Raw genomic sequence first — 25,204 nt, 5'->3', positions numbered from 1 at the left:
ACCGCCGAGTAGCCTCGCGCGCATGGCCAACATCGTGAGTCAGATCGCAGACAAGGTGCGCCCCGTGGGCGTCTCGACCAACTACGGCGAACCGGTCGAGGTCGGGGACCAGACCCTCATCCCGGTGTCCATCGGCTGGTTCGGCTTCGGCGCCGGCGGGGACGACGAGAACGGCGGCGGCGGCGGTGGCGGCGGGGCGTCGATCCCCGTCGGTGCCTACGTGCGTCGCCCGGGGCAGGACCTGCAGTTCGAGCCGAACCTGATCTCGCTGCTCGCGGTGAGCATCCCCACCATCTGGGTGACCGGCAAGGCCCTGAGCAAGGTGATCCGCGCCCTCAAGAAGTGACCCACCGGACGGGGGGCCCGTGGCGACGCCGCCACGGGCCTCCCGTCCGTCACGCGGTCGCGACCGCGTCTAGACTGCTGCCACACACACGGGAGTCCGGGACCGCCGGGCTGAGAGGGAGCGAACGGCGCTCCGACCGTCGAACCTGATCCGGGTCATGCCGGCGCAGGGAGGAGTCAGCAACCATGCCTGCAACCACGCAGTCCGCAGCACCGTCCACCACCGTCAGGCGCTCGTTGCGCTGGCGGGTCGTCGACATCGTCGTCGCGAGCGTCCTCGCCGTCGCGATCGGTGTCGTCTTCAAGCTCTGGGAGTTCGGCTACGAGCCGATCAGCGCCGTCGCAGCCCTGGTCCTCCCCGGTACCCAGGCACTCTTCGGCGGGGTCTGGCTGCTCGCCGGGCCGCTCGTCGCCATCGTCGTCCGGAAGCCCGGGGCCGCGCTCTACGCCGAGATGGTCGCCGCCAGCGTCGAGGCACTGCTCGGTACCCAGTGGGGGTGGCTGACGCTCGAGGCCGGTCTCGTGCAGGGCCTCGGGGCCGAGGTCGTGCTCGCACTGTTCCTCTACCGGGCCTACCGGCTGCCGGTCGTCGTGCTCGCCGGTGCCGCCGCGGGGCTCGCCCTCGGCATCAACGACACCGTGCTCTGGTACCCGGGGCTCGACGCGGCGTTCAAGACCGTCTACGTCGTGTCCGCGGTGGTGTCCGGAGCCGTGATCGCCGGGCTCGGTTCGTGGCTGCTCGTGCGGGCGCTCGCCGCGACCGGCGTGCTGTCCTCGTTCGCCGCAGGGCGTGAGCACGCCCGACGGACGCACGCGACCACCCCGCAGGAGTCGTCCGCCCCGACCGGCGCGACCGTTCCGCTCGACGGCGCGCAGTCCGGCACCGCGACGCCCGCTGCCGAGCAGGCCGAGCGCGGGTCCCGCGCCGCCCGGTGACGGCCGTGTCGTCCTCGGGGGCGGCGCGGATCGCCTTCCGTGACTGGGGCTGGCGGTACGCCGGGCGCGACGCGTGGGCGGTGCGCGGTCTCGACCTCGTCGTCGAGCCGGGTGAGCGCGTCGCGGTCGTCGGCCCCTCGGGCGCCGGCAAGTCGACGGTGCTCCGCGCGGTCGCCGCGGTGCTGGCGGACGAGCCGGACCCCGACGACGACACCGCCGCAGCCGTGCAGGGCTCGGTCCTGGTCGACGGCGCCGACCCCCGCGCGGTCCGCGGGCGCGTCGGCCTCGTCATGCAGGATCCCGAGGCCCACACGGTGATGTCGCGCATCGGCGACGACGTGGCCTTCGGGTGCGAGAACACCGGCGTCCCGCGGGCCGAGACGTGGGAACGCGTCCGGCACGCGCTCGGGGTCGTCGGCCTCGACCTGCCGCTCGACCGGTCGACGAGCCGGCTCTCCGGCGGGCAGCGGCAGCGTCTGGCGCTCGCGGGCGTGCTCGCGATGCGCCCCGGCGTGCTCGTGCTCGACGAACCGTGCGCGAACCTCGACCCCGAGGGCGTGGCGCAGGTCCACGACGCCGTGCGGGCGCTGCTCGACACCAGCGCTGCGACGATGCTCGTGGTCGAGCACCGGATCGGCACCTGGCTCGACCTGGTCGATCGACTCGTGCTCCTCGAACCCGGGGGCGGGGTCGTCGCGGACGGGACCCCCGCGTCGGTGCTCGCCGAGCACGGTCCGGCGCTGACGGCGGCCGGCGTGTGGGTGCCCGGTGCCGAGCCGGCGCGGGGATCGTCCCGGGCCGGCGGCGGACGTCCGGTCGCGCCGTCGACCGGTGCCGGACGTCCGGTCGCGCCGTCGACCGAGCGAGCGGGCGGATCAGCACCGGGAGCACCGGTGGCCGGGGGCGCCTTCCGCGCGCGCGACGATGAGACGGCGCTGCTCGAGGCGCGGGGACTCGCGACGGCGCGCGGGGGCATCCTCGGACGTGCCGGCGGGGCCCGTGTCGGCAGCGGCATCGACCTCGGGGTCCGTCGCGGTCGGGTCCTCGCGGTCACCGGTCCGAACGGCGTCGGCAAGTCGACGCTCGGCCTCACCCTCGCCGGGCTCCTGCGGCCGTCCGGAGGGACACTCCTCGCGACGCCCGACCTGGCCGGGGAGGCCGGTGACGCGCCGATCCGGTGGACGAGCCGGCAGCTCGCGGCCCGGATCGGGTCGGTGTTCCAGGACCCCGGACACCAGTTCGTGGCGCGCAGTGTCCGCGAGGAGCTCGGTGCCGGACCGCGCGCGCTCGGGATGTCGGACGCCGACGCGCGGGTGGAGGAACTCCTCGACGCGTTCGGGCTCCGGCACCTCGCCGACGCCAACCCCTTCACGCTGTCCGGCGGTGAGCAGCGGCGGCTCGCGATCGGTGCCGTCGTCGCCTCGCGGCCGCCCGTGGTCGTGCTGGACGAACCCACCTCGGGCCAGGACCGTGCGACCTGGCAGGCCGTGGTCGACCTGCTCGGGGCGCTGGCGGACGCGGGGACGGCGCTCGTCGTGGTGACGCACGACCGTGACCTCGTCCGTGCGCTCGACGCCGACGAGGTCGTGCTCGCCGCCGACGGTGCGAGGGCCGTGCCGCCGGCCGGAACCGCCGTGCCGCCGACCGGAACCGCCGTCCCACCGGACGGACGCGGTGACCCCTCGGCCGGACCCGGCACCCCGCCGGCCGGACCGGACGCCCCGTCGACCGGACCCGGCGGACCCCGACCGACCAGGGAGGTGCACCGGTGACCGCCCCGACGACCCGCGCCGGTGCGGGCGGGCGAGCCGAGCCTCCCGGCCGGACGCGCCGCGGCGTCGCCGGCGTCCAGCCCGTCGCCGCGATGCTCGGCGTGCTCGCACTCGGCCTGTGCCTCGTGACGAGTCTCGACGTCGTCTCCGCGGCCGTCGCGCTCGCGCTGGAGCTGCTGCTCCTCCCGGTGCTCCGGATCCCGCCGCGGACCCTGCTGCTGCGGGCGTCGCCGGTGCTCGTCGCCGTGCCCCTGACGGCGCTGAGCATCGCGCTGTACGGGCGGCCCTCCGGACGGGAGTGGTTCGACCTCGGCTTCGTCCACGTCACCGACGGGTCGTTGACGCTCGCGTTGGCGACCGCGCTGCGGGTCCTCGCGGTCGGGCTGCCGGCCGTCGTGCTCTTCGTCGGGGTCGACCCGACCGACCTGGCCGACGGGCTCGCACAGCTGCTGCGGCTGCCGGCCCGCTTCGTGCTCGGGGCCCTGGCTGCGGTGCGGATGACGACCCTGCTCGGCGAGGACTGGCGCCAGCTCACCATGGCACGCCGCGCACGGGGGCTCGCCGACCACGGGCGACTGCGGCGCGGAGCGTCGATGGCCTTCGCGCTGCTCGTGCTCGCACTCCGCCGGGCGACCACGCTGGCGGTGGCGATGGAGTCGCGCGGCTTCGGCGCTCCCGGTCCCCGGACGTGGGCGCGGCAGGCGCGGTTCGCGGGACCGGAGTGGGCGATGGTCGCCGTGCTGGTGGGGATCGGTGTCGCGTCGATCGGAGTGGCCGTGGCTGCGGGGACGTGGCGTGCCTGAGCGCGCGCGGCCGGACGCGATCGCCTCGGGTGCGGTCGCCGGGGGAGCGGTGCCGGATGTGACGGCCCGGGGTGCGCGGCCGGACGCGACCGCCGGGGGAGCGGCACCGGATGCGGCGCTCGTCGAGGGGATCGCCGCGGCCGCGGTCGGCGCTGCTGCCGCCACCGGTCGACGGCTCGTCGTGCTGGTCGACGGGCGCTCGGGCACCGGGAAGACCACGCTGGGCGACGCCGTGGCGGCACGGCTCGGCGCACGGGTCGTGCACCTCGACGATGTCTACCCCGGGTGGGACGGCCTGCGCGCGGCCGCCGACGCGGTCGTGTCCGACGTGCTCGGGACGCCGTCGGGGTACCGGCGCTGGGACTGGGAGCGGTCCGAGCCGGCGGAGTGGGTGTCGATCGAGTCGCACGAGCCGCTGGTGGTCGAGGGGTGCGGGGCGCTCTCCCGGCGGTCCGCCCCGAACGCGACCCTCCGGGTGTGGCTCGAGGCGGACGACGACGTCCGACGCGACCGGGCGATCGGCCGCGACGGCGAGGTGTTCGCCCGCGAGTGGGAGCGCTGGGCTGCCCAGGAGCGCGCCTTCATCGCCGCCGAGGCGCCCGCCGAGTTCGCGGACCTGGTGCTCAGGACGTAGTCGGCGGGGTCGACGGCGAGACCCGGGCTGACCGACGTCCCTCGCGGCCCGGAGCCCGAGCCCCGTCGCTCAGCCCGATACTGGCCCACCGGCACCGGCACCGGCACCGGCACCGGCACCGGCACCGGCACCGGCCGCCCGGGCGTCCGCCCGCCGCGCGTCGCGCACCGGGTCGACCGCGAACACCGCGGCCACGACCGACAGCACCGCGTACACGCCGAGGTACGCGCACAGGATCCACGGCGAGCCCCCGCCCACCTCGACGAACACCGCCGCGAGCAACGGCGTCAGTCCCACCGAGAAGATCGACCCGATCTGGTACCCGAGGCTCATGCCCGAGTAGCGCCGCCCGGTCGGGAACTGCTCCGCGAACCACGCCGCCTGCGGACCGTAGATGCTGTCGTGGAACACGCTCATGCCGATCAACGCCACGAACGGCAGCAGCACCAGGGGCCCGGCGTCGAGGAACGCGAAGAACGGCCAGATCAGCACGCCGATCCCGATCGCCGACCCGATCGCGAGCGGCCGGCGCCCGACCCGGTCGGACAGCCACCCCCAGAACGGCGTCGACACGAGCGACACCGCCGAGATCACGAGCACCGCCTGGAGCCCGGCGGCCGAGCCCTCCTCGCCGCGCTTCGCCCCGAGGTAGGTCAGCGAGTACGTCGTCAGGATCGAGTAGAGCGCCGGCTGGACGAGCCGCAGCCCTGCGGTGACGAGGATCGACCGCGGGTGCCGACGGACCGCCTGCCACACCGGGAACCGCTCGACACCGCCGGACGCGCGCAGCGCCTGGAACACCGGGGCGTCCTGCACGCCGAGCCGGATGACGAGTCCGACCGCGACGATGACCGCGGAGAACAGGAACGGCAGGCGCCACCCCCAGGCCAGGAACGCCTCGTTGCCGAGCAGGGTCCGTACGAGCGTGAATACCCCGGTCGCCAGCAGCATGCCGCCCGCGGACCCCATCTGCGTGAACGCCCCGAACAGTCCCCGGTGCCGCGTCGGCGCGTGCTCGACCGACAGCAGCGCCGACCCGCCCCACTCCGCTCCGGCTGCGACGCCCTGGAGCAGTCGCAGCACCACGAGTGCGACCACCGCACCGACCCCGATCGTCGCCGCCGAGGGGATCACCCCGATGAGCGTCGACGCGATGCCCATCAGCACCAGGGACGCCACGAGCAGCTTCTTCCGCCCGATCCGGTCGCCCAGGTGCCCCGCCACGATGCCGCCGAGCGGCCGCGCGACGAAGCCGACACCGTAGGTCGCGAAGGACGCGATCACACCGACGGCCGGCGTGACGGACGGGAAGAACGTCGGGGCGAACACGAGCGCCGAGGCCGTCGCGTACAGGTAGAAGTCGTAGTACTCGACGGTCGTCCCGACGAACGACGCGAGCGCGACGCGACGTCGGGTCGCGTTCGTGGACGGAGACGGGGGACGGACGGGAGGCGCGGCTGCGGTCGTCTGGGTCGGCATGCCTCAGGAGCATGGTCGCCGCCCGGCCGCCGCGGAACCGCGCCCGTAACGCGAGGTCACGTCATGACCGTCGGCGGCGGCTCCCCGGACACCATGGGGGCATGAGCGATGCACCGACCCGTCCGCTGCGCTTCGCGGCCTTCGTCATGAACACGACGTCGCACATCCAGCACGGCCTCTGGCGGCACCCGGACGCCCGGCAGGCGGACTTCGACGACGTCACGCTGTGGACCGACCTCGCCCGGACGCTCGAGCGCGGGAAGTTCGACGCGATGTTCTTCGCGGACGTCGTCGGCACGTACGGCCCCGCCCGCGGCGACTACGCGACGAACCTCCGCGAGGGGCTGCAGATCCCCTCGAACGACCCGTCCGTGCTGCTCTCCGCGCTCGCCGTGTCGACCGAGCACCTCGGCCTGGCGTTCACCTCGAGCGTCATCCAGGCGCACCCGTTCGACTTCGCCCGCAAGGTGTCGACGCTCGACCACATCACCCGCGGCCGCATCGGGTGGAACGTCGTGACGAGCGCCCTCGACAGCGCCGCCCGGAACTTCGGCGCCGACCGGCTCGAGGAGCACGACGAGCGCTACGCCTGGGCCGAGGAGTACCTCGAGGTCTGCGCCAAGCTGTGGGAGGGGTCGTGGGAGGACGGTGCCGTGCTCAAGGACCCGGTGCGCGGCTACGCGGACCCGGAGCTGGTGCACCGCATCGACCACCACGGCAAGCGGTACGACGTGCAGGGGCCGCACCTCAGCGCGCCCTCGCCCCAGCGGACGCCCGTGTTGTTCCAGGCCGGGTCCTCGCCGGCCGGCCGGGCCTTCGCCGCGCGGAACGCCGAGGCGCAGTTCATCCTCACCTCGAACCGGGACGCCACCGAGCAGCTCATCCGCGAGACCCGCGACCTCGCCGCCGCCGTGGGCCGACGCCGCGAGGACATCGCGTTCTTCCTCGGCCTGACCTTCGTCACGGGATCCACCGAGGCCGAGGCGAAGGCGAAGGAAGCGGAGATCGACGAGTACCTGGCCGCCGACGGCTTCCTCGTGCACTCGAACCTCGGCTTCGACCCGGACACCGGCGAGCCGCTCGACCCGGCGACGCCGCTGTCCGAGGTCCGGACCCAGGCCGGGCAGTCGCACCTGCAGTGGCTCCGCGAGGCCGCCGGCGACCGCGAGCCGACCATCGCCGACCTCGCCCGGCTCTCCGCCAAGCTCCGCGCCCGGGTCGTCGGGACGCCCGAGCAGATCGCGGACGAGCTCGCCGCGTGGCAGCGGGTCGGGGTCGACGGCGTGAACGTCATCAACTGGACGCTGCCCGGCTCGTACGAGGAGTTCGTCGACCACATCGCGCCGACCCTGCAGGAGCGCGGACTCATGCAGTCGGAGTACCGGGAGGGCACCCTCCGCGAGAAGCTCTTCGGCCACGCGCAGCTGCCCGACTCGCACCCGGCGAGGCGGTGGCGCGGCGCGTTCTCCGGCGGCGCGGCCGGGACCGGCGCGGACGAGGCGCGCGACGCCGTGGAGGTGACCGCATGACGGACGTGACGACGAGCGCCGGGGGTGCGCCGGGCCTCCCGAGCGACCGTCCGGACGACGTGACAGTGAGCGCCGGGGGTGCGCCGTGCCTCCCGGTCGACCGTCTCGCAGTCCTGCGTGCGCGCTTCGCGCCGGTCGTCGAGGCGATCCGCGAGGGCGCGGTCGCGCGCGAGCTGGCGTCCGGCACCCCTGGCGACCGCGACCTCCCGCACGCCGAGGTGCGCGCGCTGGCGGACGCGGGCTTCGGGCGGCTGCGCGTGCCCGAGGAACGCGGTGGCTTCGGCGTGACGCTCGTCGAGCTCGCGAACCTGGTGGCGGACCTCGCGGCGGCGGACTCGAACATCGCGCACCTGTGGCGGGGACACTTCGGGTACACGGAGCTCGTGCTCCTGCGTCCGGACTCGCCCGCTCGGGACGAGTGGCTCCAGCGCATCGTCGACGGGGCGATCGTGGGGAACGCGACCTCGGAGCGGACCGGCACGACGCTGGCGGACATCTCGACGACCGTCGCTCCCGACGACTCCGGCACGTGGCGGCTCGACGGGCGGAAGTTCTACTCGACCGGCACGCTCTACGCCGACTGGATCTACCTGGCGGCCGACCGCGACGGCGAGCGGGTGACCTTCGCCGTGCCGACCGGTGCACCGGGTGTGACCGGCGTCGACGACTGGGACGGCTTCGGGCAGCGCCTCACCGCTTCGGGGACGACCGTCTTCGACGGCGTCGCGGTCGACCCGGCGGTGGTCTCGGCCTACCGGGACGCGCCGCTCTCGCACATCCAGGCCTTCTACCAGCTGTACCTGCTGGCGGTCCTCGCCGGGATCGGACAGGCCGTCGTCGACGACGCCGTGGCGTTCGTCCGGCCGCGGACCCGCACGTACATCCACGCGAACGCCGCCGTACCGGGGGAGGACCCGCAGGTGCTGGCCGTGCTCGGACGGCTGTCGGCGGGGGCGTTCACCGCGCGGTCGCTCGTCGTCGCGGCGGCCGGGCTGCTCGACGGGGTCGTGGCGACGAACGAGCCAGGGGTGGGCGTCGACCACGCACTGCTCGATGCCGCCGAGAACGCCGTCTACCAGGCGCAGGTCGAGGTCGGGCCGCGGGTGCTGCAGGCGGCCACGGAGTTGTTCGAGGTCGGTGGGGCCTCGGCGGCCGACCGGACGCGGGCGCTCGACCGGCACTGGCGGAACGCCCGGGTGGTGGCGTCGCACAACCCTGCCGTCTACAAGGAGCGACTCGTGGGGGAGTACGTGCTGCACGGGCGGGGGCCGGTGGACGCGTGGGAGCGGTACCACGAGGTGGGGCCGACGCGGTTCTGAGGGCGCCGCGCGCGCGCCGCGCGCGGCGCGTGCCGCCAGCGCGAGTCTCGGCCCCGCGGACACGTTCGCGTCTTCGGAGCCGCGAAACCGTCCGCCAGCGCGAGTCTCGGCTCAGCGGGAGTCGGGAGCCGGCAGCCGGCAGCCGGCAGCCGGGCGCCTCTACGCCCAGCCGAGCTCGTGCAACCGAGCGTCGTCGATGCCGTAGAAGTGCCCGATCTCGTGGACGAGCGTGGTGTGCACCTCGTCCCGGAGTTCCTCGACGGTGTCGCACTCCTCGAGGTGCTGCTTCCGGAACACCACGATCCGGTCGGGGAGCTCACCGAACCCGTACTGCCCGCGCTCGGTCGCGGCGACCCCGTCGTAGTACCCGAACAGGTCGGAGCCGTCCTCCGGCTCGTCCTCGACGACGAACACCACGTTGTCCAGCCCGTCGACCATCTCGTCGGGCAGCCGGTCGAGCTCGTCGGTCACGAGCTGCTCGAACTCGTCGGCGGACATCTCCATCACGAGGCTGATCGTGACACATCCGCCTGGACGGCAGCGAGCGATCACCCCGCTGCGCCGCCGGTGCTCCCGTCCTGCGGGGGCAGGACCCCTGCGCTCACGAGCGCGTCTTCCAGGGCCGGGGCGACGTCCTCGGCTGCTTCGAACGTCGCGTGCGTCCCGTCGAACGAGACGGCGCGATCATCGATGACCGCCGGACACCGGCCACCAGCACACCAGAGGGCCGTCGGATCGATGTAGGGGATGTGACTGCGCCTGGCTGCGTCCTGATCCGCCGAGATCGACGGGCGCCACCGCTGCGTCGTGCCCGTGCAGGCTTCCGGGCCGATCAGGGCACTTCCGCAGTCGTCCCACTTCGGACCGGGGACGTTGGGGCCCACGATTGCGACTGATCCGACCGCGGCGCGCACTTCGTCGATCCTGGCGATCACGCCTGCGGCCCGATCGCTCTCTGGAACATCCGTGCCGTGCAACTGCAGGGGGCCCAGGACGTTCATGACGACGAGGACATCCGGTGACGCCTGAGCGATGTGTGCCAGTACCTCCTCACGGGCCTTCGAACAGTCGGTGTCGCCGTGCGCGAGTTCCAGCGTGCTGAACGGACAGCCGTACCGCGCGCCTGCGATCAGCTTCCATCCAGATCGGTGTTCGGTCATCCGGCGGAATGCTGGTGTGAGGAACTCCGCGGTCGAGTCGCCCACGATCATCAGTGACTTCGAGCCGTCTCCGAGCGTGCACTGCTCCACCGTGTGGTTCTGCCCTGGCTCGGCGCACCGAGCGACCTGCTCGAAGCGAGTGTCCTGCTCGAGCGCGGGAAGGTAGTCGTGACCACGCAGTTCGTCGAGTCGAGGCTGCAGGGAATCGGGCCACGACCGGAGCGACAGACCTTGCTCGACAGCTCGTCGGCGCTCGGTCTCCACGGTTGCTGGTCCCGGATCTGAAGGGTCGACCGCGTTCGGCTCCGGGGCGGGTGGAGCGGTCGCCTCGTACCGGCTGACGGCCGAGGCAGTCGTGACCGTGGCGATGATCGCGAGGGCGACAACGGCTCCGGCCGACTGCTCGAGCCTGGCCGACCTGTGCCCATGGACGAGTGTCGGCTGCGAATTTGCTGAGCCCCTCCGTCGGATCGGTCGTTCGACGAAGGCATGGGACAGCACAGCTGCGGCGACCGCGACCGCGAGCGCGACCACCGGCTCCGTCCCGAGTACGGCCGGAGCGAGGACGAGGACCGGCCAGTGCCACATGTAGAGCGCGTAGCTCCGCTCGCCGACGAGGACGAGCGGCCGTGCGCCAAGCAGCTTCGTCACCATCGTGGGCGCACGGCAACCTGCAGCGATGATCATCGCGGTTCCCGCTGCCGGAGCGAGACCAGCGGGGAACGGAACACCGACGTCGGGTCGGGTCAGGAGTGCGGAAGCTACCAGCAGGAGGAGACCGGACACTGCCATGACTGCTGTCCTTCGCAGCGCGCGTGCCGGTGCCGGCCCCAGCCCCTCGAGACGGTGCGCCACCAGTGCCAGTCCGACGCCGGTTCCGAGCTGCCACAAGCGTGTCACTGTCGAGTAGAACGCGAAGACAGGCTGCGGTGCGGTGGTCGCGACGACTGCGGCAAAGGACGCGACCACCACGGCGGTGATGACGAACAGACCAAGCCGTCGTCGTCTGATGACGAGCAGGAGTGCCAGCGGGAGGAGGAAGTAGCATTGCTCTTCGACACCGAGGGACCACAGGTGACGGAAGGGCGACGGAGCCGATACGCCGTCGAAGTAGCCAGCGTCACTTGTGATGAACCGCCAGTTGGCTGTGCCGAGGAGCCCGGCGAGTCCGTCGAACAGTGTTTGCTCCCGCCGCGAGCCTCGGAGGAACAGCGCGGAGACGGCCATGCTGAGGCCGATCACGAGGAGGGCGGTCGGCGCGAGACGTCGCGCCCGACGCCGGAAGAAGTCGATGATCCGGATCTGGCCGTGGGTCGCGCCCTCGTTCAGGAGCCCCCGTCCGACGACGAAACCGGAGATGACGAAGAACACATCGACTCCGAGGAAACCCCCGACCGGCGTTGCGAAGGTGTGTTCCAGCAGCACCATGAGGACCGCGATCCCCCGAAGCCCCTCGATGTCCGGCCGGCGCTTGTTCGCTGAGGTCATGTAGCGAGACTAGGCCGAGCTGGTACGTCAGTTCCAGAAGGTGATATTCCACTGTGGAGAGATTGCAAAAAAGGACCGTCCCCGCGCTAACGGGGACGGTCCTACTGGGGTGAATAACGGGTCTCGAACCCGCGACCTCCTAGACCACAACCAGGCGCTCTACCAACTGAGCTATATCCACCATGTCCGAACCGGCTGACCGGCGCGACCACTCAATAGTAGTACATGCCGGAGGCCGCGACGACCACGCGTGTCGCTACTCCGCCGTGGGCTGCCCGAGCCGCGGCTCCCACTTCTCGACCACCTCGGCCGCGACGGCGCGGACGTCCTCGGTCGTCGGGCCGGGCTCCGGGATGAAGCCGGCGCGACGGTAGTACTCGAGCTCGCGGATCGACTCGAGGATGTCCGCGAGGGCACGGTGGCCGCCGTGCTTCTCCGGCGCGTTGAAGTACACGCGCGGGAACCAGCGGCGGCAGAGTTCCTTGATGCTCGACACGTCGACGCTGCGGTAGTGCAGGTGCCCGTCGACGCGGGGCATGTACTTCGACAGGAAGGCGCGGTCCGTGCCGATCGTGTTGCCGGCCAGCGGCGCGCTGCCCTCGGCCGGGACGTGCTGGAGGATGTACTCGAGCACCTGGTACTCGGCGTCCGCCAGCGAGACACCGTCCGGGATCGCCTCGGCGAGGCCCGAAGTCGCGTGCATGTTCGTGACGAACTCGTTCATGTTGTCGAGCGCCGACTGGTCGGGCTTGATCACGATGTCGAACCCGGGGTGCACGGGGACGAGGTCGAAGTCCGTGACGACGACGGCCACCTCGACGAGTTGGTCGACCTCGACGTCGAGGCCGGTCATCTCGCAGTCGATCCAGACGAGGCGGTCGTTCGCAGTTGCCATGTCCTCGATCCTATTCCGCACGGGTGACGCTCCCGCGCCCGGACCCGAGGCTGTGGAGCGATCCAGGTCGGCACCGTGCCGGCTCCGCTCGAGGCGACACCGGGACGCCGTGGACACACGGCTGCCCCTGGCCGAGCGGGCGGAACCGGCAGCCGCGAGACGGCCCGTCTGCAGGATCCGCCCGCTCGCGGCGCGCGCGGTCCGGATCCAGGTGGGCCGTGCCTCCCGGTCGGTCTGTGAGCGGGCGGAACCGGCAGCCGCGATCCGGAACGGCGGCAGGATCCGCCCGCTCGCGGCGCGCGGTGCGGCTCGACGGGCGCCGTGCCTCCCGGTCGGTCCGTGAGCGGGCGGAACCGGCAGCTGCGATCCGGAACGGCGGCAGGATCCGCCCGCTCGCGTTCACGCGGCTGCCCTCACCACCGGTCTGGAGGCTCGACCCGCGTCAGACGGTCCGCTCCAGCCCGTCCTCCGGTTGCCCAGCGGGCGGAACCGGTCGGGCGGACGGCGCCGGCCCGGCGCGTCCTGCCCGCTCGCGCGGCCTGCCGAGCGCACTCGGCCCCGAGGACCCCCCCCGTGCGCCCGAGGGGTCCACCCCTGGATCTCCATCCACTCGCCCACGCGCGTCCGCACATGACGAACGGGCGAGACCCGCGACCGGACCGGAGTCCCGACCGCAGCCCTCGCCCGCAGCGAAGCGCACCGAGCGCGAGCAGGCTCATCGCCCACCCGCGCTCGCACCGAGCGCGAGCGGGCTCATCGCCCACCCGCGCTCGCACCGAGCGCGAGCGGGCTCACCGCCCACCCGCGCTCGTGTCGACTCAGACCATCTCGCCCGCCGAGATCGCCTCTGCCTCGACACGCTCCGGCTCGGCCCCGTCGTCGACCCGCCGCAGCACCTTGGTGGTCAGCACCACGACCACGAACGCGACCGCCACCGAGACCCCGGCGAACACGTAGGCCGCCGACGGCGAGAACGAGTCGGCGAGCAGCGTCGCCACGGGCGGGGCGATCGCACCGCCGATGAAGCGCACAGCGGAGTACGCGCTCGACGCCACCGAGCGGGGGAGGTCCGTCGCCTCCATCACGCACTCGGTGAGCACCGTGTTGAGGACACCGAGCACGAGGCCGCCGATGACCACGCAGATGATGAGCCCGGCCTGCGAGGTCACGACGACCGCCGCGGCGAACAGGTCGAGGGCGAGGAGCGGCAGCGCGATCTTCAGCACGGTCGTGCGGCGCATGCGCGCGGTCAGCATCGGGGCGACCCACACGGAGGTGATCGCGAGCCCGACTCCCCACCCGAAGAAGGTGAAACCGATGCCGAGTGCGCCGAAGCCGAGCGGGAACGGCGTGTACGCGAGCAGCACGAAGAAGCCGATGTTGTAGAAGAGCGCGGTCACCGCGAGGGCCGCGAGCGCCGGCTGTCCGAGGGCGCGGAACGGTGCCGAGAGCTTGGTCGGAGTGGGCTTCTCGAGTCCGGAGGTCTTGAGCAGCGCGACGACGGCGATGAACGCGATCGCCATCAGGGTGGTGACGCCGAAGAAGGGACCGCGCCAGCTCACCGACCCGAGCAGTCCGCCGACCAGGGGCCCGACGGCGATGCCGAGGCCGAGCGCTGCCTCGTAGAGGATGATCGCCGACGCCGTACCACCGGACGCTGCACCGACGATGGTCGCGAGTGCGGTGGAGATGAAGAGCGCGTTGCCCAGACCCCAACCGGCGCGGAAGCCGATGATGTTCCAGACGCTGCCCGAGGTCGCTGCGAGCACCGAGAAGACCACGATGAGCGCGAGCCCGATGAGCAGGGTGTTCTTCGCACCGATGCGGCTCGACACCCAGCTGGTGAAGAACATGGCGACGCCGGTGACCGCGAGGTAGCTCGTGAAGAGCAGTTCGGTCTGCGCGGCGGTGGCGTGCAGCGACGTCGCGATCGCGGGGAGGATCGGGTCGACCAGGCCGATGCCCATGAAGGCGACGACGCAGGCGAACGCGATCGCCCAGACGGCGGACGACTGCTTGAGGATGCTGCCGGACGCAGCGGGTGCGTGGGCGTTCACGCGTGGATCTCCGTTCTGGTGGGGTTCGTGGTGGTGCGCGAGGCGATGATGGCGGCGGCGTCGCGCAGGACGTCCCAGTCATCGTCGTCGAGGTCGGCGAAGACCGGCCCGACGGAGTCGGCGATCGTCGCACGCCAGGTGGCGAGCCGCTCGCGCCCCGCGTCGGTGAGCTCGATGAGCTGCCCGCGAGAGTCGTCGGGGTCGACGGTGCGCGAGAGCAGACCGTCGGCGAGCATGCCGGCGACGATCCGGGTCATCGTGGGCTGTGCCACACGGGACGCGGCGGCGAGCTCACCGAGGCGCAGCGGCTGCTCGGTCTCGAGGATGCCGAGCGTGCGCCAGACCGCGGCCGAGGTGGCGTCGCCGGAGGCCTGCGCCGCAGCACGGACCAAGCGGTTGACCGAGATGATCAGCGTCTCCAGTGCCTGCGCCCGCGATGCTTCCATGTCTGAACTATATAGCGGTGCTATACATCCGTCAACAGGGCACCCCTGGTAGAAGGGACGCATGAGCGACATCACCATCCACGAGGGCGACGAGTACACCGCGATCTTCCACGGCGGTCCCTTCGACGGCACGACCGACACCCGCACCGCCACGAGCGACGCGGTCGACGACGAGGTCACGGTGTACGCGGACGTCGAGGGCCTGCAGACGGCCTTCGCCTACAAGGCCACCAAGACCCGTCAGGTGCTCGACCAGACCTCGGTCGAGTACGAGTACGACGCCGCGGACTCCGATCCGGTCGACGACCTGCAGGACCGCGGGGACCGCAGCGGCGAGTTCGACCGGGAGTAGATCGCGCGCCGCGCACGTTGCACCGTCCCGTGCAGCTCGACCTCTGGACCTCCGCCTTCTGCGCCCCGTGCGCAGCCGCCCGCCGTGTGAGCGGTGAGGCAGCGGCCCTCGTCCCCGGGCTCCGGGTCACCGAACGCGACGTCGCGGCACACCCTGACACTGCAGAGGACCTCGGCATCCGATCGACCCCCACGATCATCGTGCGTCGGGACGACGGTGCCGAGGTCTTCCGTTCGCCGGGCGTCCCCTCACGGGACCAGCTGCTGGTGGCGGTCGCGAAGGCGCTCTGAACGGACCCGGTCGGGAGGCACGGGGCACGTCCGCCTCGTCCGGTCACCGTGCAGGCGTGTTCGGCCAGGAGGCGCGGTGCATGTCCGCCACGTCGGTCGCGCCGGCAACGCGCGCCCTCGCGCGAGCGGGCGTTCCCTGCTGTCCGGCGGTGCCGCGCGGACCGGTTCCGCCTGCTCGGTGCGCCGGTCGTCCGGGCTGACCGGGCTTCTCCGCGCGAGCGGGCGTTCCCTGCTGTCCAGCGGAGCCGAACGGACCGGTTCCGCCCGCTCGGTGCGTTGGTCGTCCGGGCTGACCGGTGCGACCCCGGCGGGCGGGCCCTTCGTGCTCACCGGCGGCACGCGCCGCACCCCTTCCGCCCGCTCGGGACTAACGGAGCAGTCGGGCGCGATCGCCGAGCACCGGCCTCGTGCGTGGCAGTGCAGCGCCCCGACGACCGACGGCGGTAGAATCGTCGCCGCTCGCCTCCGTAGCTCAGTGGATAGAGCAGGTGGTTTCTACCCTCCGTGTCGCGGGTTCGATTCCTGCCGGGGGCACACGCGACGAGAGGCCGCCATCCGTCGGGATGGCGGCCTCTCGTCGAACGGGGGAGGTCTCAGTCGTCCTCGGCTGCTCGGCGTCGCAGCTCGCTCGCGCTGATGGGCTGGGTGTACGGCGAGGCGTCGTCGTCGTCATCTCGAGCACCCGGCGTCGCGTTCGCCGCCCCGGGCCGGTCGAGCCCGGTCGCTGACGCTGCGGCACGGTTCACGTGGGCGTCAGCCGACGTCGGGCTCGCGACCCGGGGCACGGAGGTCGGCCGGTCGTCGGAGCGGGCATCACCGCCACGATCGGTCACGTCGACCTCGCCGGAGTCCGAGGAGTCGTCGCTGCGCGAGCCGAGGTCGTTCCGAGCGCTCGGAGTCGTGCCGCTCCCCGGACGCGCCGACGCGATCGGCGACCCGAGCGGAGGGCGGACCGGCGTGCCGTCGAGCTGGACCGTCTCGCGGTCGCCGTAGGGGCGCGTCCGGTTGTCGGCAGCACCTCGGACGTCGTCGATCGGGGTGGTGGCGTCCTGGTCGACCTCCGGCGCAACGGTCGGACCCGAGGTGCGGCCCGCCGACGTCGCGGCCGCAGGGGAACCGACGGGAGACTGCTGCGGCGCAGGACGGAGCGAGGTGGTGGTCGGCGTCGGGCGCGACGGGGCCGTGCTGGCGTCTGCCTCGGCAGACCGCTGCTGCTGCTGACCGGCGTTCCAGTCCTGCTGGCGGGCGATGAGGTCGGCGTCGGGGTCCGGAGAATCGAACTTCCAGCGTTCGAGATCGGCCTTGAACAGCTTCTTCGCGCGACCTGGCTTGCCGTTCCACTCGAGCAGACGGTCGCGGAGTTCGCCGAGCGACTGGTCTGCCTGCGAGGTGAAGGTCGAGGAGTTCCGCTTGATGTCGGCGATCTCGTGCTGCACCCAGTCGGCGGCCAGCGGAGCACCGCTCACCGGCAGGAGGCGCAGCCGCACGTCGGCGTCCTCGGCGAGGTGGTCGGCGTAGGCACGTTCCTCGTGTCCGAGTGCTCCCCAGCGTGAGGCCTTGCGCGCCGCGGTGACCACGCCCGCCACCGCTGCGTTCCGGCTCTCGCGGTCGTGGAGCGCGACGACGCGCTTCGTTGCCGCGCGTCCGATCAGCGCGGCGATCACTCCGGCGACGACGATCGCGACGAAGGGGATGATCGCGCCGGACAGCACGCGCCATCCCTCGTCGGATGCCGTCCAGTCGGTCAGGTCGTTCCACCAGTCCATGGGCGAACCCTACGCAGCGTGCGACGCAGAACCGCGGAGGTCGGACGGCGTTCCGTCGAGCCGGGCTGCGCTCCGTCGAGCCGGGCTGCGCTCCGTCGATCGGGGCGGCGTTCGCTCACGCGCAGCGGTGTTCCTTCGAGCGGCGCGGTCGAAGTGCGCGGGCGGCTGGTCAGCCCCAGCGCAGGCAGTCGACGGCGTCGTCCGCCGACCACACGTTCGGCAGCTCGACGAACCGTCGCTCGACCGCCACGTAGCGACGGGCGCGGTAGGCCGTGCCGCCCGCGACGTCCACGCGGTCGACGTACCCGACGATCTCGCCGTTGGTGCGGGTGACCCGGCTGAGGTCGTCCCGCACGTCGAGCACGCGCAGGTCGCCACGGCTGCGTGCGACCGGCGTGGAACGGATCCGGAACGCTGGTTCGGTGCTGGTCTGCACGGGTGCCTCCTGCTGATTCGTCGTGGTCTTCGTTGCCTCGACGGTACGGCTGACCACCGACACTCCACGGCCGTGCAGTGGCGTCAGGGGAGCGCTCACGGCGAGGGCGATGCTGTGCAGGAGACGTACCCCGGCCCCGTGTTCCGTGAGCGCAGGAGGGTACGGTGGCGCGCATGACGACGTTCGTGCTCGCAGGTGGATGCTTCTGGTGCCTCGACGCGGTGTACCGCACGTTGCAGGGTGTGCAGGACGTGGTGTCGGGCTACACCGGCGGCGTGGTCGAGGACCCGACGTACGAAGCGGTCTGCACCGGTGCGACCGGTCACGCCGAGGCGGTCGCGGTGACCTTCGACGAGTCGGTCATCCCCGCCGACGTCGTCCTCGACGTCTTCTTCACGCTCCACGACCCGCGGCAGCTGAACCGCCAGGGCGCGGACGTCGGCACCCAGTACCGCTCGGCGATGTTCCCGGCGGACGACGAGCAGCGAGCGCTGTTCGAGCACGCGGTGCAGCGCGCTGCAGACATGTGGGACGGCGGGATCGTGACGACGATCGAGCCGCTCGGTACGTTCTTCCGTGCGGAGGAGCACCACCAGGACTTCTTCGCGAAGAACCCCGGTCAGGGCTACTGCCTCGCGGTCGCGCTGCCCAAGGTGAACAAGGTCCGCAAGGCCTACAGTCAGTACATCCTGGCGTCCTGAGGCACGGACGTCGGGGCCACGAGGAGGTGGTCGAACGATGATGGACAACACCGGGACCTGGGTGGCCGTCGGTCCGGCGGGCGCGGTCGGGAGCATCCGCCGCGCGTCGGACGGCTTCCACGTCGAGCTCTACGGTCGGCGGGGCCGAGGTGGGACCTACCCGTCGCTGGAGACCGCGAAGGGTGCGGTCCACGCGGCGCTCGGACCCCTCGCCGACCGTCCCGAGTTCCGCGCGCACTGACCCGCCGGCCCGGAGGCTCGGGGGAGTATTCCTCCACAGCCCACCTCGACGAGTCGGCTGCTCACAGATCGAGCCCCGGGCCGCCAGTGCGGCACGGGGCTCGCAGACGATCGAGTCATGAACGACACGATCACCGTCTGCGGCATCGTCGCGACCGAACCCCGGCACCTCGTCACCGACACCGGCATCGCCATCTCGAGCATGCGTCTGGCGTCCCCCTCCCGTCGCTGGGACCGCAGCACGTCGTCGTGGACGAACGGTCCGACGAACTGGTACACGGTCACCGCCTTCCGGTCCCTCGCGGCGAACGTCCACAAGTCGCTGAAGAAGGGCGATCGCATCCTCGTGACCGGACGCGTCCGGATCCGCACCTGGGAGCGTGACGGACGGAACGGGACCGCGGTCGAGATCGACGCCGACGGCATCGGGCACGACCTCGCCTGGGGCATCAGCAACTGGATCCGCGTCCCGCGGCACGTCGGCGACTCCAACGCGGGTCCCGGGGTGCCGCCGGGGGTGCCGACGGTGGACCCGGACACCGGCGAGGTGACGGGCACGGTGTCCGAGGACGACCACGCGACGCCCGTGCTCGGCGGGGACGGCGACGATGCGCTGCCCGGGGCAGCAGACGGGACCGTGCTGGCGCGCCACGGCGTCCGGGACGGCGGCGTCCTGAGCGACGGCATCCCGGGCGGCGGCGTCGCGGACGGCGGCGACCCGGGTGACAGCGGGGCGCGGGCAGCCGGAGGGGTCGCCCCGGTCGCGCCCGGATCCCGAGAGCCCGAGCCGGGGGCAGACGGCGACGCCGACGCCCGTGCCGTCGCATGAGTCGTCGCACGGGTCATCCCCGGGACCGTCGGCGGCGCACGACAACCGCGCCCTGCCCATGCCGGCCGTCTCGGCGCGAGGCACACGCGTCCTGCCGGTGCCGGCCGCCTCGGCGCGCGCCCCACCGTGGTCCTGTCGGCGCCGCCGACCCGCGCCCCCTGCGCCGCGGCGCAGGGGGGAGCGGTGACGTGCCCGGGTCAGTAGACTTGCGCCGATATGGCTGAGTACATCTACCAGATGGTCCGCGCCCGCAAGACGGTCGGCGACAAGCTGATCCTCGACGACGTCACGATGTCGTTCATCCCCGGCGCCAAGATCGGCGTCGTGGGGCCGAACGGCGCGGGCAAGTCGACGATCCTGAAGATCATGGCGGGTCTCGACCAGCCGTCCAACGGCGAGGCGAAGCTCACGCCGGGCTTCTCCGTCGGCATCCTCATGCAGGAGCCCGAGCTCGACGAATCCAAGACCGTGCTCGAGAACGTCCAGATGGGCGTCGGTGCGATCAAGGGCAAGCTCGACCGCTTCAACGAGATCTCCGCGCTGATGGCGGAGCCGGACGCCGACTTCGACGCCCTCCTGGCCGAGATGGGCACCCTGCAGGAGGAGATCGACGCGGCCGACGCGTGGGACCTCGACTCCCAGCTCGAGCAGGCCATGGACGCGCTGCAGTGTCCGCCGGCTGACGCGCAGATCGCCAACCTCTCGGGTGGCGAGAAGCGCCGCGTGGCGCTCTGCAAGCTGCTCCTCGAGAAGCCCGACCTGCTCCTCCTCGACGAGCCCACCAACCACCTCGACGCCGAGTCCGTGCTGTGGCTCGAGCAGCACCTGTCGAAGTACCCCGGCGCAGTGCTCGCCGTCACGCACGACCGGTACTTCCTCGACCACGTCGCACAGTGGATCGCCGAGGTCGACCGTGGTCGCCTGTACCCGTACGAGGGCAACTACTCGACCTACCTCGAGAAGAAGCGCGAGCGTCTCGAGGTCCAGGGCAAGAAGGACGCCAAGCTCGCCAAGCGTCTGTCCAGCGAACTCGAGTGGGTCCGGAGCAACTCGAAGGGCCGCCAGGCGAAGTCGAAGGCCCGTCTCGCCCGGTACGAGGAGATGGCTGCCGAGGCCGAGCGCACGCGGAAGCTCGACTTCGAGGAGATCGTCATCCCCGTGGGCCCGCGTCTGGGCTCGCAGGTGATCGACGCCGAGAAGCTCCAGAAGCAGTTCGGTGAGCGCGTCATCATCGACGGCCTGTCCTTCACGCTGCCCCGCAACGGCATCGTCGGGGTCATCGGTCCGAACGGCGTCGGCAAGACCACGCTGTTCAAGACCATCGTCGGCCTCGAGCCGCTCGACGGCGGCCAGCTGCGGATCGGCGACACGGTCGACATCTCGTACGTCGACCAGAGCCGCGGCGGCATCGACCCGAACAAGAACCTGTGGGAGGTCGTCTCCGACGGCCTGGACTTCATCCAGGTCGGCAAGACCGAGATCCCGTCCCGCGCCTACGTCTCGCAGTTCGGGTTCAAGGGTCCGGACCAGCAGAAGAAGGCCGGTGTGCTCTCCGGTGGTGAGCGCAACCGCCTGAACCTGGCGCTCACGCTCAAGCAGGGCGGCAACCTCCTGCTCCTCGACGAGCCGACCAACGACCTCGACGTCGAGACCCTCGGCAGCCTCGAGAACGCCCTGCTCGAGTTCCCCGGCTGTGCCGTGGTCATCACCCACGACCGGTGGTTCCTCGACCGCATCGCGACGCACATCCTCGCGTGGGAGGGCGTGAACGAGGACGGTACCCCGAACTGGTACTGGTTCGAGGGCAACTTCGAGGCCTACGAGGAGAACAAGCTCGTGCGCCTCGGCCCGGACGCGAACAAGCCCGGTCGCTCGACGTACCGCAAGCTCACCCGCGACTGACCCGTGGCGAGGCTGCACGCTCCCGTCCGCATCCGGTGGAGCGACATCGACGCGTACGGCCACGTCAACAACTCCGCGATGCTGCGCCTCCTCGAGGAGGCGCGCATCGCGGGGTTCTGGGGCCACGACCCCGCCGACGTCGCGCCGGAGGACGACCTGCCGGACCCGATCATCGACGGCCGGCCCGGCTCCGGGACGATGACGGTCATCGCTGCACAACGTCTCGAGTACCTCGCATCGATCCCGTACCTGCGCCGGCCCCTCGACGTGCAGATGTGGATCGGACGCATCGGTGGCGCGAGCATCGACGTGTCGTACGAGATCTGGTCACCCGTCGGAGTCGAGCCGCAGGTGCTCTACACGCGCGCCACGACCGCCCTGGTGATGGTCGACGCGGCCTCGAACCGGCCCCGTCGCCTGTCCGAGGCCGAGCGCGCCGCCTGTGCGCCGTTCGTCGAAGCGCCCGTGCAGTTCTCCCGCCCGTAGCGGCGGGACCGCCGGCGCAGTTCTCGAGCCCGTAGCGGCGGGACCCCCGGCGCAGTTCTCGAGCCCGTAGCGGCCAGCACGGGCGGCACCGTGTGTCCGCCAGGAGCGGGCAGGGCAGCCGTCAGCGCGGCACGCGCAGCATCCCCTCCTGCGCCACCGAGGCCAGCAGCCGACCGTCGCGCGCGAACATCCGCCCGAACGCCAGTCCCCGGCCGCCCTGGGCGCTCGGGGACTCCTGTGCGTACAGGACCCAGTCGTCGGCACGGCCGTCGCGGTGCCACCACATCGCGTGGTCGAGGCTCGCGCTCTTCACTCCCGGCGTGCCCCAGGCGACGCCGTGCCGCCGCATGATCGGCTCCAGGATCGACATGTCGCTCGCGTAGCCGAGCACGGCCCGGTGCAGCGACGGGTCCTCCGGCAGGTCACCGTCGACGCGGAACCACACCGCCTGGTGCGGGACGCGCTCGCCCTGCACGTCGACGAACACCGGGCCCTCGACGTGCCGCAGGTCGATCGAGCGTTCCGCCCAGGCCTGCGCCACGGGGTGGTCGATCGCGGACAGGATCGACGCAGCCGAGGGCAACGACTCGGGATCGGGGGTACCGACGGGGAACGGGTCCTGGTGCTCGAGTCCGTCGTCCGGTCGCTGGAAGGAGGCGATCATCGAGAAGATCGGCACACCGCGTTGGTAGGCCTGGACACGGCGCGTGGCGAACGAGCGGCCGTCGTGGATGCGCTCGACGGCGAAGGTGATGGGCACGTCGATGTCACCGGGACGCAGGAAGTACCCGTGCATCGAGTGGATGTCGCGGTCCTCGATCGTGTGCTGCGCGGCGACGATGCACTGCGCGAGCACCTGTCCGCCGAAGACCCGGCCGCCGGGCGACCAGTGGCTGGCACCGGTGAGGATCGTCTCGCCCGTGCTCGCGCCGGTGTCCTGCAGGCGGAGGGTGCTGAGGAAGTCGGGTTCGCCGTTCACCCCCGCAGTCTACGAACCCGTCGCCGGTAGGATCGGTGTCGACATGGGCACCTCGTTCACGCTTCCCGACGCCGCTTCGCTCGGCGACCTCCGCACCTACCTCGGACGCGCTGCCCGGATCGAGGACGGCTCCGTGCGGCTCATCGCCGACTCCGGCGTCCTCGCCGTCTACGCCGCGATCCTCTACCCGGTCGGGCTCCTCGACGAGCTGCCGACCGTGCTCGGTCTCCGCACCTTCTCGCTGACCGAGCCAGCGACGATCGACGCGGTCGTCCCGCTCGCCTCCCTGCGGGAGCGGCTCCGTGTGCTGGCCGAGGAACAGGACGCCGCCGGTGCCGACGGTGCCGACCCGACGCGACCGACCCCGATCGAGGTCGGGCTGCCGCACGAGGTGAACACCGTGACGTGGGCCGCGATCTCGCCGCCCCGCGGGGGATGGGTGCCGCTGCCCGATGTCTCGCCGGAGCTGCTCCGCCGCGCTGCCCGCGACGGGATCGCCGAGGTCGCGGACGCCGTCCCGTCGAACGCCGGTGACGCCATCGTCCGCCGCATCCGCGCCGAGGTCTGGGGCCGTCCCGTCCCCGGGATCGAGCACGTCCCCGCAGCAGCCGGGTTCGCGGGGGAGAGCCTCGGCTTCCTCGGGCACGATCCGGTCCGGCTGTTCGAGACCGGCCCCTGGAGCCGCTTGACGACGTCGCGCGGGCACATCCTGGTGAAGCGACGCGCCTGGAGCCTCGACCACTAGTGCCGCCGCGGCACTGCCGATCCCTGCACGGTCGCGCACGAGCCCTCGTCCGTCCACACCTCCGACGGGCACCCGGTCAACGCCGTGAGCGGCATGGTTGGGTTGCGTCATGCACGTCTTCCTCACCGGCGCATCCGGGTACATCGGGTCATCAGTCCTCCGCGCACTCCTCGCCCACGGGCACCAGGTCACCGCGGTCGTCCGTTCCGACCAGAAGGCGCAGGCGGTCCGTGACGCCGACGGCCAGGCGGTCGTCGGCGACCTGTCCGACACCGAGCTCGTGCGCCGACTCGCGCACGAGAGCGATGCCGTCGTCCACACCGCGTCGGCCGAGTCGGTGGACCCGGACTTCACGGCGACGGTGACCGAGGCGTTCTCGGGGACGTCGAAGCCGTTCGTGCACACGGGCGGCATCTTCACGTTCGGCGACTCGACCGACATCTCGGAGCAGTCGCCCGTCGACCCGCCGGAGCTCACGGCGTGGCGCGCCCCGATCGAGGCGCGGGTCCGCGCGAGCGACGCACGGACGACGATCGTCGCGCCGGGCATCGTGTACGGCCGTGGCGCGGGCATCCCGGCGATGTTCGTCGGCGACGGGGAGCACGAGGTCCGGCTGGTGGGCGACGGGTCACAGCGGTGGACGACGGTGCACGTCGACGACCTCGGCGAACTGTACGTCCTCGCCGTGCAGCGCGGGGAGCAGGACGGCTACGTCGTCGCCGCGACCGGTGACAACCCGACCGTGCGCGAGATCGCCGAAGCGGGCGCGCACGGGTCGCCGGTCGTCGCCGAGAGTGCCGACGACAGTCGGGAGCGGCTCGGTCGCACGTACGCAGACGCCCTGCTGCTGCACCAGGAGGCGTCGGGCGCGCACGCGCGCGCCGCCTTCGGCTGGAACCCGACCCGACCGACACTGGTCGAGGACCTCGCCAGCGGGTCCTCCGCCCGCTGAACCCAGGTGCGGGGCGGACGGGAGGCCCGTGGCGCCCCCGCCACGGGCCACCCGACCGCGTCCCGCCCGGCAGCGACCGCCACAGGACGAACCCGCTGTCCGGCTCGGCATCGAGCGGACCAGCCGGATACCGAGCGGACCAGCCGGATACCGAGCGGACCGGCCGGCTACCGAGCGGACCGGCCCGGTTTCGACCGGACCGGCCCGGCGTCGAGCGAGAGGACGCTCAGTCGAACGTGTTCGTCATCGCATGTGCCGCCCGGTCGAGGTACGCCCACAGTTCGGCCTCGTCGAGGGGCGCCAACCCCAGCGACTCGACGGCCTCGTGCATGTGGTGGAGCCAGCGTTCCCGGGCTTCGGAGGTGATGCGGAACGGGTTGTGGCGCATCCGGAGCCGAGGGTGCCCGCGCTCCTCGCTGTACGTGCCGGGGCCACCCCAGTACTGCTGCAGGAACGCCGACAGCCGCCAGATCGCACCGTCGAGGTCGTCAGCCGGGTACATCGGCCAGATGACCTCGTCCTGCTGCACACCCTCGTAGAAGCGTCGGACCAGCCGGTCGAAGGTGGGAGCACCGCCGATGCTTTCGTACAGGGAGCCGGTCGCGCTGGCGCCGTGCTCGCCGACGCGGAGCGTGATCGGCTGCGCCGGTACGCCGCCCCGGT

At 72.1% G+C, this 25,204-nt stretch carries 26 protein-coding genes, 2 tRNA genes and 1 riboswitch; of the genes, 17 read left to right on the top strand and 11 right to left on the bottom strand.

The window, feature by feature from the left end; genetic code table 11:
* Window positions 1-22: 22 nt before the first annotated feature.
* The 5 genes from PIJ49_RS04655 (at window position 23) to PIJ49_RS04635 (ending at window position 4,490) form a co-directional block, all read left to right on the top strand.
* Window positions 23-346 (top strand): spore germination protein GerW family protein, encoded by a 324-nt coding sequence (locus PIJ49_RS04655; RefSeq protein ID WP_271825964.1) that lies wholly within the window; start codon window positions 23-25, stop codon window positions 344-346.
* Between the two features lie 78 nt (window positions 347-424).
* Window positions 425-536: riboswitch (TPP riboswitch) on the top strand.
* Window positions 532-1,281 carry an ECF transporter S component gene (locus tag PIJ49_RS04650; protein ID WP_308301832.1) on the top strand — a complete coding sequence of 250 codons (750 nt, stop codon included), beginning with the start codon at window positions 532-534 and terminating at the stop codon, window positions 1,279-1,281. (Overlaps the previous riboswitch by 5 nt.)
* The gene (locus PIJ49_RS04645) at window positions 1,278-3,053 is read left to right on the top strand and encodes an ABC transporter ATP-binding protein (RefSeq protein ID WP_442874599.1); all 1,776 of its coding nucleotides are present in this window, start codon (window positions 1,278-1,280) and stop codon (window positions 3,051-3,053) included. The genes PIJ49_RS04650 and PIJ49_RS04645 overlap by 4 nt, the downstream gene beginning before the upstream one ends.
* Window positions 3,050-3,856, top strand: coding sequence for an energy-coupling factor transporter transmembrane component T family protein (locus PIJ49_RS04640; RefSeq protein WP_334212817.1), 807 nt, complete (start codon window positions 3,050-3,052; stop codon window positions 3,854-3,856). The genes PIJ49_RS04645 and PIJ49_RS04640 overlap by 4 nt, the downstream gene beginning before the upstream one ends.
* Complete coding sequence (locus PIJ49_RS04635) at window positions 3,849-4,490, top strand: nucleoside/nucleotide kinase family protein (RefSeq protein WP_271825962.1); 642 nt, start codon at window positions 3,849-3,851, stop codon at window positions 4,488-4,490. Before PIJ49_RS04640 ends, PIJ49_RS04635 begins: the two co-directional genes overlap by 8 nt.
* Before the next feature lie 69 nt (window positions 4,491-4,559).
* Here PIJ49_RS04635 and PIJ49_RS04630 read toward each other — a convergent pair whose 3' ends face one another.
* Entirely contained in the window at window positions 4,560-5,969 is a 1,410-nt protein-coding gene (locus PIJ49_RS04630) for an MFS transporter (RefSeq protein WP_271825961.1), read from the bottom strand.
* Between the two features lie 101 nt (window positions 5,970-6,070).
* Between PIJ49_RS04630 and PIJ49_RS04625 the strand changes: the two genes are divergently transcribed.
* Both PIJ49_RS04625 and PIJ49_RS04620 read left to right on the top strand, forming a co-directional pair.
* Window positions 6,071-7,498: an LLM class flavin-dependent oxidoreductase gene (locus PIJ49_RS04625; protein ID WP_066653028.1), complete on the top strand. Its 1,428-nt coding sequence runs from the start codon at window positions 6,071-6,073 to the stop codon at window positions 7,496-7,498.
* Window positions 7,495-8,817: an acyl-CoA dehydrogenase family protein gene (locus tag PIJ49_RS04620; RefSeq protein WP_271825960.1), complete on the top strand. Its 1,323-nt coding sequence runs from the start codon at window positions 7,495-7,497 to the stop codon at window positions 8,815-8,817. The genes PIJ49_RS04625 and PIJ49_RS04620 overlap by 4 nt, the downstream gene beginning before the upstream one ends.
* A gap of 159 nt (window positions 8,818-8,976) precedes the next feature.
* Here the strand turns inward: PIJ49_RS04620 and PIJ49_RS04615 are convergent, their stop codons facing one another.
* The 6 genes from PIJ49_RS04615 to PIJ49_RS04590 all read right to left on the bottom strand — a co-directional run bounded on the left by PIJ49_RS04615 (window position 8,977) and on the right by PIJ49_RS04590 (window position 14,863).
* The gene (locus PIJ49_RS04615; RefSeq protein ID WP_066653030.1) at window positions 8,977-9,321 is read right to left on the bottom strand and encodes a metallopeptidase family protein; all 345 of its coding nucleotides are present in this window, start codon (window positions 9,319-9,321) and stop codon (window positions 8,977-8,979) included.
* A 44-nt stretch (window positions 9,322-9,365) separates the two neighbouring features.
* On the bottom strand, window positions 9,366-11,465 hold the full coding sequence (locus tag PIJ49_RS04610) for an acyltransferase family protein (protein ID WP_209683513.1): 2,100 nt from the start codon (window positions 11,463-11,465) through the stop codon (window positions 9,366-9,368).
* A gap of 105 nt (window positions 11,466-11,570) precedes the next feature.
* Window positions 11,571-11,646: transfer RNA gene (locus tag PIJ49_RS04605), tRNA-His, on the bottom strand.
* 75 nt (window positions 11,647-11,721) lie between these two features.
* A complete protein-coding gene (orn, locus tag PIJ49_RS04600) occupies window positions 11,722-12,360 on the bottom strand; it encodes an oligoribonuclease (RefSeq protein ID WP_066653036.1) in 639 nt (212 codons plus the stop codon).
* 818 nt (window positions 12,361-13,178) lie between these two features.
* Window positions 13,179-14,417, bottom strand: a complete 1,239-nt coding sequence (locus tag PIJ49_RS04595; protein WP_066653039.1) for an MFS transporter — start codon at window positions 14,415-14,417, stop codon at window positions 13,179-13,181.
* Window positions 14,414-14,863, bottom strand: coding sequence for a MarR family winged helix-turn-helix transcriptional regulator (locus tag PIJ49_RS04590; protein WP_251159836.1), 450 nt, complete (start codon window positions 14,861-14,863; stop codon window positions 14,414-14,416). Before PIJ49_RS04590 ends, PIJ49_RS04595 begins: the two co-directional genes overlap by 4 nt.
* A gap of 61 nt (window positions 14,864-14,924) precedes the next feature.
* Between PIJ49_RS04590 and PIJ49_RS04585 the strand changes: the two genes are divergently transcribed.
* The 3 genes from PIJ49_RS04585 (at window position 14,925) to PIJ49_RS04575 (ending at window position 16,039) form a co-directional block, all read left to right on the top strand.
* Window positions 14,925-15,215 carry a hypothetical protein gene (locus PIJ49_RS04585; RefSeq protein WP_066653044.1) on the top strand — a complete coding sequence of 97 codons (291 nt, stop codon included), beginning with the start codon at window positions 14,925-14,927 and terminating at the stop codon, window positions 15,213-15,215.
* A 29-nt stretch (window positions 15,216-15,244) separates the two neighbouring features.
* Complete coding sequence (locus PIJ49_RS04580; RefSeq protein WP_066653047.1) at window positions 15,245-15,505, top strand: thioredoxin family protein; 261 nt, start codon at window positions 15,245-15,247, stop codon at window positions 15,503-15,505.
* 461 nt (window positions 15,506-15,966) lie between these two features.
* Window positions 15,967-16,039, top strand: a tRNA-Arg gene (locus PIJ49_RS04575).
* A 59-nt stretch (window positions 16,040-16,098) separates the two neighbouring features.
* On the opposite strand, the gene PIJ49_RS04570 is transcribed toward PIJ49_RS04575, so the two are convergent.
* On the bottom strand, window positions 16,099-17,271 hold the full coding sequence (locus tag PIJ49_RS04570) for a hypothetical protein (protein ID WP_271825959.1): 1,173 nt from the start codon (window positions 17,269-17,271) through the stop codon (window positions 16,099-16,101).
* A 169-nt stretch (window positions 17,272-17,440) separates the two neighbouring features.
* Window positions 17,441-17,707, bottom strand: a complete 267-nt coding sequence (locus PIJ49_RS04565; RefSeq protein WP_271825958.1) for a hypothetical protein — start codon at window positions 17,705-17,707, stop codon at window positions 17,441-17,443.
* 173 nt (window positions 17,708-17,880) lie between these two features.
* Between PIJ49_RS04565 and msrA the strand changes: the two genes are divergently transcribed.
* From msrA to PIJ49_RS04540, 5 genes are all read left to right on the top strand, one after another.
* Window positions 17,881-18,408: a peptide-methionine (S)-S-oxide reductase MsrA gene (gene msrA / locus PIJ49_RS04560; protein ID WP_251159833.1), complete on the top strand. Its 528-nt coding sequence runs from the start codon at window positions 17,881-17,883 to the stop codon at window positions 18,406-18,408.
* Window positions 18,409-18,445: 37 nt separating this feature from the next.
* Window positions 18,446-18,649, top strand: a complete 204-nt coding sequence (locus PIJ49_RS04555) for a hypothetical protein (protein WP_081984725.1) — start codon at window positions 18,446-18,448, stop codon at window positions 18,647-18,649.
* A gap of 117 nt (window positions 18,650-18,766) precedes the next feature.
* Window positions 18,767-19,477, top strand: coding sequence for a single-stranded DNA-binding protein (locus PIJ49_RS04550; protein WP_271825957.1), 711 nt, complete (start codon window positions 18,767-18,769; stop codon window positions 19,475-19,477).
* A gap of 216 nt (window positions 19,478-19,693) precedes the next feature.
* On the top strand, window positions 19,694-21,379 hold the full coding sequence (gene ettA / locus PIJ49_RS04545; RefSeq protein WP_209683500.1) for an energy-dependent translational throttle protein EttA: 1,686 nt from the start codon (window positions 19,694-19,696) through the stop codon (window positions 21,377-21,379).
* Window positions 21,380-21,382: 3 nt separating this feature from the next.
* On the top strand, window positions 21,383-21,865 hold the full coding sequence (locus PIJ49_RS04540) for an acyl-CoA thioesterase (protein WP_251154763.1): 483 nt from the start codon (window positions 21,383-21,385) through the stop codon (window positions 21,863-21,865).
* Window positions 21,866-21,986: 121 nt separating this feature from the next.
* Here PIJ49_RS04540 and PIJ49_RS04535 read toward each other — a convergent pair whose 3' ends face one another.
* Entirely contained in the window at window positions 21,987-22,844 is an 858-nt protein-coding gene (locus tag PIJ49_RS04535) for an acyl-CoA thioesterase (protein ID WP_209683497.1), read from the bottom strand.
* Window positions 22,845-22,887: 43 nt separating this feature from the next.
* On the opposite strand from PIJ49_RS04535, the gene PIJ49_RS04530 reads away from it, so the two are divergent.
* Together PIJ49_RS04530 and PIJ49_RS04525 are read left to right on the top strand one after the other, a co-directional pair.
* Window positions 22,888-23,589 carry a DUF8185 domain-containing protein gene (locus PIJ49_RS04530; RefSeq protein ID WP_271825956.1) on the top strand — a complete coding sequence of 234 codons (702 nt, stop codon included), beginning with the start codon at window positions 22,888-22,890 and terminating at the stop codon, window positions 23,587-23,589.
* A 109-nt stretch (window positions 23,590-23,698) separates the two neighbouring features.
* The gene (locus PIJ49_RS04525; RefSeq protein ID WP_271825955.1) at window positions 23,699-24,541 is read left to right on the top strand and encodes an NAD-dependent epimerase/dehydratase family protein; all 843 of its coding nucleotides are present in this window, start codon (window positions 23,699-23,701) and stop codon (window positions 24,539-24,541) included.
* Window positions 24,542-24,767: 226 nt separating this feature from the next.
* Here PIJ49_RS04525 and PIJ49_RS04520 read toward each other — a convergent pair whose 3' ends face one another.
* Entirely contained in the window at window positions 24,768-25,178 is a 411-nt protein-coding gene (locus PIJ49_RS04520) for a globin (protein ID WP_271826007.1), read from the bottom strand.
* Window positions 25,179-25,204: the final 26 nt, after the last annotated feature.

The organism is Curtobacterium uvaldense (assembly GCF_028307415.1).
Classification (GTDB): Bacteria; Actinomycetota; Actinomycetes; order Actinomycetales; family Microbacteriaceae; genus Curtobacterium.
Note: the sequence above shows the minus strand (reverse complement) of the source record. Positions and strands in the feature narration are given on the sequence as shown.